Source organism: Thioclava sp. F42-5, from assembly GCF_002213195.1.
Lineage (GTDB): Bacteria > Pseudomonadota > Alphaproteobacteria > Rhodobacterales > Rhodobacteraceae > Thioclava > Thioclava nitratireducens.
In genome coordinates this window covers 42103-54266 of the sequence record NZ_NBNZ01000001.1, presented here as the reverse complement: position 1 = coordinate 54266, position 12164 = coordinate 42103, and the positions used below count along the sequence as shown (strand labels likewise).

General features: G+C 62.1%; 4 protein-coding genes. 2 read left to right on the top strand and 2 right to left on the bottom strand.

The window, feature by feature from the left end; genetic code table 11:
- Positions 1-14: 14 nt before the first annotated feature.
- Together B6V74_RS00245 and B6V74_RS00240 are read right to left on the bottom strand one after the other, a co-directional pair.
- Complete coding sequence (locus B6V74_RS00245) at positions 15-761, bottom strand: SEL1-like repeat protein (RefSeq protein ID WP_146694503.1); 747 nt, start codon at positions 759-761, stop codon at positions 15-17.
- A gap of 298 nt (positions 762-1059) precedes the next feature.
- A complete protein-coding gene (locus tag B6V74_RS00240) occupies positions 1060-1494 on the bottom strand; it encodes a hypothetical protein (protein WP_088721639.1) in 435 nt (144 codons plus the stop codon).
- Positions 1495-2147: 653 nt separating this feature from the next.
- On the opposite strand from B6V74_RS00240, the gene B6V74_RS00235 reads away from it, so the two are divergent.
- Positions 2148-3113 carry a universal stress protein gene (locus B6V74_RS00235; protein ID WP_168184159.1) on the top strand — a complete coding sequence of 322 codons (966 nt, stop codon included), beginning with the start codon at positions 2148-2150 and terminating at the stop codon, positions 3111-3113.
- Positions 3080-11527, top strand: a complete 8448-nt coding sequence (locus B6V74_RS00230; RefSeq protein WP_240497021.1) for a glucoamylase family protein — start codon at positions 3080-3082, stop codon at positions 11525-11527. Before B6V74_RS00235 ends, B6V74_RS00230 begins: the two co-directional genes overlap by 34 nt.
- Positions 11528-12164: the final 637 nt, after the last annotated feature.

Sequence of the window (12164 nt, the reverse complement as noted above, 5' to 3'; positions counted from 1 at the left end):
CTTTTCGCGACAGTCTATTGAAAAGTTCCGCGCGCAGCCATTTTCATTATCGTATCGAGCTGATCAAACAAAAGCCAACGCCTTGTGTTGACGCAGCCGGGCGCAGTCTCATCAAATTCAGGGAGGCGGCCTGGTAGTGCCTTGTCCGCATGACCGAGGATATTCCAATACGCCGCGCGCTTTTCCATGTGCCGTTTCTCGTTGGTGTAGCCTGTGTCCTGAAGCACGACGTAGGCCGAAGCAAAGCATATGAAGGCATAATTCTCTTCGCCCATCATGTCGTAGGCTACGCCGAGCCGATAACGCGAGATAAAGGGGAAAACAGAGTTGAACCTGATGGGATAGCTCGGATCCAGTGGGGCAATTGAACGCGTCGGCCCTATATATGTAGAGGCCTGACTGCAGGGGGCGATGAGCGGTTGATAGTTCCCAGTTTTGAGAGCCGTTTCGAACTCGTGCTTGCAGACGGCGGAAGCAGCCTCGGCATATCCTTGCTTTGCTCCGAGTCGCATATATTCCACACCTCGCTTTTCGTCGGGCGGGACTCCGAGGCCTTCAAGATACATGTGACCGAGAAGGAAACTGGCCTCGCCGTTTCCCTCTTCAGAGAGCTCCTCAAATGCCGGCACCGCGCGATCGTAGCGTTCCTTGATGAAGGCCGCGCGGCCTAGCATCATATCAGCGGAATAGCTGGGCGAGGGGACCAAGATGCCTAAGGCTGGTGCAAAAAGGAGGGTTGCAAGAAGGCGAGAGACCGTCATTTTATCAGAGCCCAACAATGTTCAGCGAAGGTTTGGAATTTAGCTTTCCTGAGGCTGTTGGCGCGACTGGCCAAAACATCGCCTTCAAGATCATCTTCGAGACAATGGCTCCAATATTTTACCACTGAGAGCGTGGAGTCGAACCCGGTGAGCTTCGGAGGTTTCATGTTTGGAGTGTTCGAAGTTCGAGGACCGCTCCGTGATGCTAAGCGCCTCAATTCTTCAGGCGTCATGTGTGCCGTCTTGGGCGGCGGCAGCTGCTTGGCATTGCCCGCGTAGAGATATGTCATTTCCCCGACTAACCCTTGTCGTAATGAACAGCGAGAAATCGTTCGGTTTCCGTGGCCTCCATCGGCAGGATTTGGTCTTCCCGGGCCTTTGCGGCTTGTTCAAAGGCCCATTTGCAAGCGCTCAACTTTGCTATGCGGATATCCGTTTCGTCGTTTTGCGATCCGACTAGCCATTTCGTGTAACTCGAGTGGATGCTATTTCGAATAGATGCACCATCCTCTTGCGCCACCGTGTTGGCCAGCACTTGGTTGGCAGCCTCGATCCGGTCGAGGCGAACTGACCAATAGTCGTATCCGGGTTTCTTGAACCACGCACAGGCCTCGATCGGAGACAATTTGGAGGTGTCGAGTTTGGGCAATTTGCCTGGATGAGAGGGTATTGTCTCTGCATGCGCAATAGTGCCTGCGACGAGGATCAAGACGCACAAAATAAGCTTGGTCACGGCAATACCCTCTTATCTGTTGAACTCAGAGTATATTGATTATTGTTCCAATCAGGGCTCGCCGTGGCAATTGCTCACTTTGTGTAAGCAAATCGATCGATGCGACCGTCGGGAGATGAGCGGTCCAACAATAATAGGTTCAGCGCACTTCGTAGTAGGCGGAGCAGGCGGCCGGCTAACCTAAGAAACGTAGCCTCCGCGTCCGGTGCTGACGGTGGTTGAAAACTGAGCGCTACGCAAATTGCATTTTCGGGCAACTCCACTGAAACGAGAGGCTTTACTACATCGTCCGTGCCTCAGCCGAAAAATCCGAGGCCGTGCATCATGCGTTACCTTCGAATGTGTCGCGAACTCGATCGGCCCCAGATCGGAGTATCGTTCGATGACGACAGGCACTCCTTCCAGCAGGACCCGAGACGGACAATCACAGAGACGAGACGCCATTCGAGTGACAGATCACGCTCTGCGCCCCCTCCGTCGCGTTGCGTTGTGTCAATGTTCCCACATTCCGTATCTGGTAAAAAGGAAGTCGCAAGCCAGTAAAGGACCGTCTTAACACAAGATATCTCGCCAAGGAGGTTTCGATGCCAGAATTGCACCCAAATTCGGCGCGCGACTTGTTGGGTGCGATGGATCACCCCAGAGACTCGTATTTGCATTTTCGTCACGTGATGGCCTGTCTCGACCATTCGCCGCAGTCGCGTCAGGTTCTCGCGGAGGCTGCGTCCATTGCCGAAGTCATGGGAGCCGAGTTGACGGTGCTTCGGGTGATGGAGGCCGGAACGCAACCTATGCGACGTCCGGTCGATCCCGTTGATTGGGACCTCGGTCGCCGAGAGGAGGAGGCCGAACTTAGTCGGCTTGTCGGTGAAATCGGCACCCTGCCCGATATCCACACGGAAGTGATGAGCGGAGCCACTGCGGACTGCATCTGCCGCAAGGCGCATGAATCCGGAGTGGATCTGACGGTGCTGGGCGTCGGTGGACGCGGCCCCTGGGCCGAATGGGGCCTCGGCAGCACGGTGCGCCAAGTGGCCGAACACGCCGCAGGCTCTGTCTTGATCGTCCCCGAGACTCCCGCCAACGACGTGACGCGACAGAAGTCCAGGGAGCGCGTTCTGGTGCCCCTCGACAGCTCGACCTGGGCGGAAGCCGTGTTACCCATTGCCCTGCGCGTCGCCCAGAGCCGGGGCGCCGAGTTGGTCCTGTTGCACGCGGTGCCGGACATCAGCCTTACGGGAAACAGCCCCCCCGACGCCCATGACGAGGCTTTGCGTGCCGATCTGTGCCACCGAAACGAACGCGTGGCCCAAGCCTATCTCGACAGAATCCGGGGACTGTTGCCCGCCGACTCGTTGCGCACGCGCGTGCGTCTGCTCAGTGGCGAAGACCCGCGTCGGGCTCTCGCCCGCGCGGTGAACGAAGAAGCCGCCAGTCTGGTGGTGCTCAGTGCGCGTGGCCAAGGGGCGCATCCTGACCTGCCGATCGGCAGCACGGCGGAATACCTGATCTCGGCGGCAACTGTTCCCGTGCTTCTGGTGCGCCGCCCCGAAGCCGGGACGCGGCGGGCGACACGGGCCGCGCCGTGGCGATCACGTATGGTAAGGGCAGCGGTGTGACCGAGACGGCGGATCGGACAGCTGGAAGCGGGCCGGAGGAACTGCTCGACCACGCTGCCGAGAGCCTAAGCCAGCACCTCCTGATCTGCACGGGCGCTCCGCGCCCCGCACCGGTCTGGGGCGAGCTTGATGCGATTCCGAAATGGCTTGTCAGGGCCCAGCGCAGTTCAATCCATCCGCCGCCGGCAGCGACGAAGGCGGCCGAATGGTTGCTCGACAACGAGTATCATGTTCGCCGCGCCGTTCGCCAGGTTCAGGCGGATATGCCGCCGGATTTCTATCGCCGCCTGCCCAGCCTCTCTACGCCCGAATGCCGCGGTCTGCCGCGGATATTTCTGGCTGCGCATGGCTTTCTCGAAGCTGCGCATATGCAGGTAAATTTCGGGGCCGCAGAGAGGTTCCTGACCGCCTTTCAACGCGGCGCGGTCCTGACGATCGCAGAACTCTGGGCCTTTCCGGCGATGTTGCGGCTCGCCTGCCTCGAGACCATCGTCGTGGCTTTCTCTGAATTGATCGAGGAGATCGATCCTCCTTTCAGAGCGACGCCCGGAGCCGCTTACGGAGAGGCCCACGACCCGACCGAGGCGGTCTCGCGTGCCATCATGGCGCTTTCGGCCATCTCGCGCGTGCCTTGGGAGGAGGTCTTCGAGGCGACGAGCCGAGTCGAGGCGATCCTTCGGAAGGATCCGGCAGGTATCTACGACGCGATGGATTTCGATACGCGCGATAGCTATCGGAAGGCGGCCGAGGAGCTTTCCGAGGGCTCGGACTGGTCCGAAACACGGGTCGCGGATGAGGCCATCTTGCTGGCTGCCGCACATACCGGGGCGTCCCGCGCCAACCATGTCGGCTGGTGGCTTGTCGGCGACGGGCGCAGCCAATTGGAGCGTCAGGTGGGCTTTCGCGCACATACCGCGGCGGCGTGGCGACGCTGGGTCCTGGCTCATGCGGGCGCCTCCTATGCCATCGCGTTGATCGCGGTGGGAGCGGTGGCGATGACCGTGCCGCTGGTGTTGCTTGCTGTGAACAACGCGTCGGTCACCGCGTCGATCGTTACCGCGCTCCTGTCGCTCATGCCGGCCTCGATAATCGCCGTCACCGTTGTCAATTGGCTTGTAACTCAGACGATCCCGCCCCGGACTCTTCCCAAGCTCGACTTCCGTGACGGCCTGCCGAAAGGTTGCGAGACGGCTGTCGTCCTGCCGGTGATCATAGCCGCGCGAGACGAGGTTTCGAGGCTCATCTCCCAACTCGAGCGGCACTGGCTTACCAACCCCGACCCGCGCCTGCACTACGTGATCCTGAGCGACCTGGCAGACGCTGCTAACGAAACACTGTCATCAGACGCGGACGTTGAAGACGCTCTCACCGAGGGCATCCGGAAGCTGAATGGGCGATACGGCCCCGGTCACCCCTTCGTTCTGATGCACCGGCGGCGGCGCTGGAATCCGGCAGAAGGCGTGTGGATGGGATGGGAGCGTAAGCGCGGCAAGCTCGAAGAATTCAATGCGTTCCTTCATGGCGATGTAATATCGGCCTTTCCCCTGACCGAGGGCGATACCGGCGCCCTTGGAGTCGTGCGCTTCGTGGTCACGCTGGATGCAGACACCATCGCCCCGCCGGGCACGATCCACCGGTTGATCGGCACGCTTGCCCATCCGCTCAACCGGGTGGAATTCGATCCGACAGGCGAGCGCGTGATCTCGGGCTATACCTTCATCCAGCCGCGGATCGAGATCTCGCCAGAGGCGGGTTCGGCCTCGCTTTTCGCCCGGCTCTATACTGGCGACACGGCGATCGACATCTATAGCCGGGCGGTGTCGGACGTCTATCAGGACCTTTTTGGCGAGGGCGTTTTCACGGGAAAGGGGGCCTATGACGCCGCAGCATTCAGCCAGAGCCTGCGCGGGCGGGTGCCGGAGAACGCGATACTCAGCCATGACCTGTTCGAAGGCCTGCACGGGCGAGCCGCGCTCGCGTCAGACATCGTTTTCTATGAGAATTTCCCGGGCAACTACCCAGAATTCACCCGCCGCTGGCACCGCTGGATACGCGGCGACTGGCAATTGTTACCCTGGCTCCAGCGCACTGTGCCCGGGCGCGGCGAAAAGCAATTCAAGAATCCGCTTTCGCCTCTCGACCGCTGGAAAATCATCGACAACCTGCGCCGCAGCCTGATCCCGCCAGTTCTGGTGCTACTCGCTCTGATCGGCTGGCTTCTCGTGCCGTCGGATGCGTTTGTGTGGTCTGTGCTCACCGTAGTCGCTCCGGGAGTCTACCTGATAACAGACGCCATTGCGGGCTTTATCCGCGGGCGCAGACGTGGCGTAGTGCGCGAGCGGACGCGCCAGTTCCTCGATCACGCCCGGCGCTGGACGCTTGCCGTCGTTTTCATGGCTCATGAAGCGTTCGTCTCGCTCGACGCAATTTGTCGTGCGCTGTGGAGAATGATGATCTCACGCAGGCGGATGCTCGAATGGATATCCTCTGCCCATGTCGCCACCGCTGACAGCGCGGATCGCAGGCGTGCCTGGGAGGAGATGGCTGGCGCACCGATATTGGCCGTGGCTATGGCGGCCACGCTGACGGCTTTTGCCCCGGAAGCGTTGCCCGGTGCAGCGCCGCTTCTGCTCCTATGGCTGATCTCTCCCGAGATCGCGCAGCTGATCGCCCGCCCCCTGCATCGCCCTGAAGAAGCTCTGAGTTGTGACGACCAGCGTTTCCTGCGTCACCTCGCGCGTCGCACCTGGTTGTATTTCGAGACCTATGCAGGGCCGGAGGACAACTGGCTACCGCCCGACAACTATCAAACCGAGCCGCATGAAGAGATAGCTCACCGCTCTTCACCCACCAATGTCGGCATGCTGCTGCTTTCAACGCTCTCTGCGTTCGACCTTGGTCATTCCGGGTTGCCCGCCCTCGTCGCGCGAGCCGCCAATGTGCTGGCCACGCTTGAGCGGCTCGAGCGCTATCACGGTCATATCCTGAACTGGTTCGATACCCGCACCCTCGAACCGTTGGAGCCGCGCTATGTCTCCACCGTCGACAGCGGCAACCTTGCAGTGGCCTTGGTGACGCTCGCGGAGGGATGCCGGGAGGCGGCCCAAGGTCCGCCGGTGTCATCTGTTTCGTGGGATGGTCTTGCGGACAGCTTCGGACTGCTGCGCGATGCCCTCGCTGCAATGCCGTCGCAACCTTCCGCCCCGCTGCTCGCTCTTCTCGACGACCTGATCGCCGATGCGGCGCGGGTTCGCGACCGGCCGGAGGACTGGGTCGCGAGCGCCCGCGCCATGCGGGACACGGGGCTGCCCGCGCTCTCAGCGGAGCTTCCCGCCGCGCTCGAAGCCGCTCCGGCGACGGATCCCCGAGAGATCCATCTCTGGCTCGAACGCAGCATCCACCATGTGATCAGCTTCATTCGAGATCTCGAGACGCTTTGCCCGTGGACGCCCCTTGTCGCAGCGCCGCCATCCGGGCAGGAGGCACTCGCCGCTCAGCTTGCCGAGGTCCTGCCGCCCGATCTTCGCCTCGAGGACACCGAGACCGCAATTGAGACCGCAAGGGGTCTGATTAGAAAGAGGGAGGCCGATCCATGGCACGACACCCTTCGTGCCGCGTTGAAGGACGGACTGGCTGCGCGAAACGCCCTTCGCGACAGCCTCACGGTCAGCGCCGAGCATGCCCATCGCTTAGCTCTGGCGATGGAATTCGGTCTGCTCTACGACCGCGAGACCCGAACGTTCTTCATTGGCTACAACCTGAGCCAGGACCAGATGGACCAGCACCGCTATGACCTGCTGGCTTCTGAGGCGCGGCTGGCAAGCTACTTTGCGATCGCCAAGGGAGATGTCCCCGTCGAGCACTGGTTCCACCTTGGACGACCACTGGCGCATCCCGGTCGCGACCTGACCGTGCTGTCCTGGAACGGCTCAATGTTCGAATATCTCATGCCCGCGCTGCTATTGCGCAGCGGTCCGGGGCGGCTCCTGGGGCAAAGCGAGGCGGCCGCCGTCGCGGTGCAGAAGCGCTACGGCGAACGGTTGGGGCTGCCCTGGGGGGTGTCTGAAGCCGCCTTCGCCACGCGCGATGCTTCGCATCGTTACCAGTATCGCGCCTTCGGCGTCCCCGGGCTGGGCCTGAAGCGCGGGCTCGATGAAGACTACGTGGTTTCGCCTTATGCCAGCGCGCTCGCGCTTGCCGTGGCGCCGGCAACCGCCGTGGCCAACCTGCGCCGTCTGGATGCCATGGGGATGCAGGGGCGATACGGCTTCTATGACGCTGCCGATTTTACCGCCGAACGCAGCCCCGGCGCGCGTTTCACCCCGGTGCAGACCTTCATGGCTCATCATCAGGGGATGTTGCTGTCCGCTATCGACAATGCGCTCACAGGCGATAGTCTCGTGCGGCGCTTTAACCGCGACCCGCGGATCGCGGCGATGGAGATGCTGCTGCAGGAAAGGGTGCCGTGGGAATATGTCCCAGAGCCGCTACCCGATGCCGGCCCACCGCCACTTCCAGAACTCGAGCGCCGGGCCGTGCCCCCTCTGGATGGCTGGCCAGCGCCCGATACCGGGGCGCCGCAGCTTCATGTCATCGGCAACGGTCGCCTGTCGTCCTGGATCAGCGATGGTGGAGACAGCACTCTGTGGTGGCAGGGGCAGTCTTTAACGCTCTGGTCCGGCGACCTCGGCCGCGCCGCCCGGGCTGGACTGTTCCTGCGTGATGCCGAGAACGGCATGATTTGGGATTTCCGCCGCAGGTCCACCCAAGCGGTGGATATCACCTTCTATCCTGACCGAGCCAGCTTCCACCTGCATAAGAACGAGATCGCCGCAACGCAGGAAATCGTTACCGTCCAAGCAGACGATGTCGAGCTTCGCCGCGTCACCTTAGTCAATGAGAGTCAGACCACGCGCGAGATCGAGGTGTCGAGTTATGCCGAAGTTGCCCTAGCTTCGTTCGCCTCCCATGAGCGGCACCCTGCTTTCAGCAAGCTATTCGTGCAGAGCGAGCCGCTGGTCGGGCTCGATGCGTTGCTCTTTACCCGGCGCCCGCGCCGCCCCTCCGACCGACCGCCGGTCATGCTCCAACGGCTGCTAGGTGGGTCTAATGCGGTGCAGTTCGGCGGCTTCGACAGCGACCGCCGTGCGATCCTTGGTCGCTACGGTAGCAGCGAACCACTGGACTGGCTGCAGCGCCCACCGGAGGCGACCGCGGGCTGGACGCTTGACCCGGCGTCGGCGCTGCGGGCTAAGGTTCGGCTCGCACCGGGGGCACGGGCGCAACTGGCATTCATGACTGTCGCCGCTGGTTCGCGCGAAACCGCGATCGAAATTGCCAGCCGCTATTCCGGCGGCGAGACGCTCGATTGGGCATTCGAGGACGCCAAGCGCAGCATTGCGATCGAGGCGGATCAACTCGGGGCATCCGGTGCGGAGCTGCGCGCGGCTCAAGCGGCCGCCGCAGAACTCGTTCGACCGCCTGTCAAGCGTGCCGAGTCTCTGACCGGTTTCCTGCCAGGTCAGCAGGACCTCTGGGGGCTGGGGCTGTCAGGCGATCTGCCAATCGTGCTCGTGCGGGTTGCTGATGCCGACCATGCGGTGCTCTTACCCGCTGCGGTGCGCGCGCATCGATGGTGGCATCGGCATGGGTTGAGGGCAGATTTGGTGATCCTGAGCACAGGGGCATCCAGCTATGAGGAGCCGATCAATGCACGATTACGCGACGCGCTGCGCGATGCGGGGCTGGCAGAGGGGCTAGGCGGTGATGGAGGCGTGCATCTGCATAGCGCCGACCGCATTGCCAAGACCCAGCGCCGCGCACTCGAGGAATTGGCGCAGCTTGTGCTCGACGGAGCGGCCGAGACGCTGACAGAGGCGCTGCAATCGGTGGAGGAACTGCACGACAAGTCGCCTCTTTTCACGCCTGATGGCCAACCAGAGAGAGAGAACCAACCACCGCGAGTCCCTGCGCAGGGGCTACGCTTCGAAAATGGTTACGGCGGGTTTTCAAATGATGGCGACGCTTATGTCATTCACCTCGATGCCAGCCGCGTTCCGCCGACCCCCTGGTGCAACGTGCTCGCGAATGACCACTTTGGCACCATCGTCTCGGAGGCAGGCCTCGGGTTTACCTGGAGCCTCAATGCCGGAGAGCACCGACTGACGCCGTGGTCGAACGATCCGGTAACTGATGCTCAGGGCGAAGCCCTTTATTTGCGAGACGAGGAAACAGCGAGAATCTGGACACCGACGCCATTGCCCGCGGGAGACGAAGCTCCTTGCGAAGCAGTCCACCGCACCGGTAGCACCGAATGGACGCGGAAAAGCCAAGGGCTCGAGCAGAAACTCACCGTTTTCGTGCCTCCCGAAGCGTCAGTGAAACTCGCCTACCTTCGGCTGCGCAACACCACCGACCGTCCGCGCCGCATCACCGCAACCTATATCGCCGAATGGCAACTCGGCGGGTTGCCCAGTGCCTCGCGGCCACATGTGACCTGTGCATATCACGCGGCCAGCCGGGCGCTGATCGCCCGAAACGGCTGGCAACCGGAATTCGCTGCGCGTGTCGCGTTTCTCGCCGCCAGCCATCCAGCGCACAGCCTGACCTGCGATCGGACTGCGTTCTACGGCTCGGACAACGATGCCGAACATCCCGAAGGGCTACGACGTTGGTCACTCGGAGGTAAATGCGATGCAATTCGCGATGCCTGCGCGGCATATCAGGTCCATCTCGATCTCGCCCCGGGGGCCAGCGAGGAGGTAGTTTTCCTGCTCGGCGATGGCGCGAATATCGAGGATGCGGAAGCGCTCGCGATAGAATGGTCCGATGTCGGGCGTGCAGCCCAAGCCTTGGAGGCGACCCTCACGGCTTGGCACCAGCGGTTAGGGGCGGTGACGGTCGAGACGCCCGATCCCGCCTTCGATCTGATGGTGAACCGTTGGCTACCTTATCAGGCGCTCTCTTCCAGGATTATGGCACGCGCCGGGTTCAACCAGGCTGGCGGTGGCATCGGCTTTCGCGATCAATTGCAGGACATGATGGCCTTCCTCTTCTCGGAACCCGCTCGCGTCCGAGCCCATATTCTCGACTGCGCCGGACATCAGTTCGAGGAGGGCGATGTGCTGCACTGGTGGCATCCGCCGGAAGGCCGCGGCGTGCGAACGCGCTGCTCGGATGACATGCTGTGGCTGGTCTACGCCACCCATCGCTACGTGCGCTCCACCGGAGATGTCGGCATTCTCGACGAGGAGATTCCGTTTCTCACGGCACCACCACTTACTGAGGACGAAGACGATCGATACGCAGCCTTCCCGCGCAGCGCACACGCCTCGCCTCTCTTCGAACATTGCCGTCGGGCGCTGATCCGTGGTGTCACCTCAGGGCGGCACGGCCTGCCACTGATCGGGGCTGGGGATTGGAACGACGGAATGGATCGTGTCGGCAATCACGGAAGGGGAGAAAGCGTTTGGCTGGCTTGGTTTGCCTCCCATTGCGCGGAAGGTTTCGCCGACCTGGGCCGGTTGGGCGGGCACGACGACCAGGTTGAGCATTGGCAACGCCGAGCAAGAGAACTGAAACGGGCAGTCGACGATGCGGCCTGGGATGGCGCATGGTATATGCGTGCCTTTGACGATGACGGTCGACCCTGGGGCTCGCAGGACTGCGACGAATGCCGCATCGACAGCATCGCCCAATCGTGGTCGGTCCTGGCCGACGGGCTCGCGAGGGATCGCAGCCTGCAGGCGATGAACGCAACGTCGGATTGGTTGGTCGATCGAGAGTTGCGCCTCGTGCGTCTCCTCACGCCACCCTTCGACCGCACGCCCCGCGATCCGGGCTACATCCGGGCCTATCCACCTGGCATGCGCGAGAACGGCGGCCAATATACCCACGCCGCCACTTGGCTCGGCATGGCACATGCGAAGCTCGGGAATGGAGAGGAAGCCTACCGTATTTTCGACCTGATCAATCCGATCCGTCGCAGTGCCTGTCGGGAAGATGCCGAGCGCTACCGCGCGGAGCCTTATGTGATGCCTGCCGATATCGGAGGCGCGGGGCCTTTGGAGGGGCGTGCGGGTTGGACCTGGTATACCGGTGCCGCGGCCTGGTCCTGGCGACTGGGGATCGAGGCAATTCTCGGGTTGGAGCTTGTCGGGGGCGCTTTGCACATCGCCCCGTGTCTGCCGAAGGGCTGGGGCGGTTTCCGCGCTCGCCTCCGCGGTCCAGCCGGGGCCATCTCGCTTCGGGTCGATGACCCGGAGGGCCTCGGCAGCGGCGCCGTCGAGGTCACTGTGGATGGCCGCATGCATTCCAGCGCGACGGTTGAGTTTCCGACTAACGGAAAAACCGTCGAAGTCGCGGTCCGGCTGGGACGACAGTCCGACGAGGGGATCCCAGCGGGTGAAATCTGAACGCGAGCGGCGCATTCAGAACGACAGGTTGACGCGTTAAGACGAACATCAAGTGACGTGGCGAGCGCTGCGCGCCACAGAAATCGCTCCTGTGTCGTCGTTGATCAGGGGAGCAATGATGCGTTGTTATTGCACGGATTTGTTTCTGCTCGTTTTAGTTTGATTGTCTAACCGTGATGACGTGTGAATTTAATGATCTGCCCGGAGCAGCAACAGCTGGGCCACCGGTCAAAGCAAGGATCGTCCGAGGCAGTAGCGGTGCCATTGGAAAAACGTTCAATTTCGAACCCAAAGTCTCTCTTGCTCCTTTTGGGAGACCCGAGGCGTCGGTGACATGCAGTCCCGCCAAACCTGCCGCCGCCAGCCAGTCCAGCGCCGCGGTGTCCCTCAGTGTATGGGTCGCATTCAGATGCAAGGCGGAGGCGCCGCGCGCGCGGTAGGCGCTGGCCGTCAGAAGCATGGTCTCGCCACATGGCTATCTTGTCGTTGAAAATCCAGCACCCACGACTGGTAACGTCGCCAGCGAAGAGCGCGTCCGAGACGACGTTGCCCACGCGGCGCTTTTCATGAAATGCTCGTCGCGCATCGATCCCCGCCGCGTCCAGCGCCTCGTGTAGTAGCTGCGCGCGTTTGATGC

Excerpts from the sequence above, each read along its gene's own strand:
- B6V74_RS00245 (WP_146694503.1), bottom strand. The coding sequence starts at position 761 with ATGACGGTCTCTCGCCTTCTTGCAACCCTCCTTTTTGCACCAGCCTTA.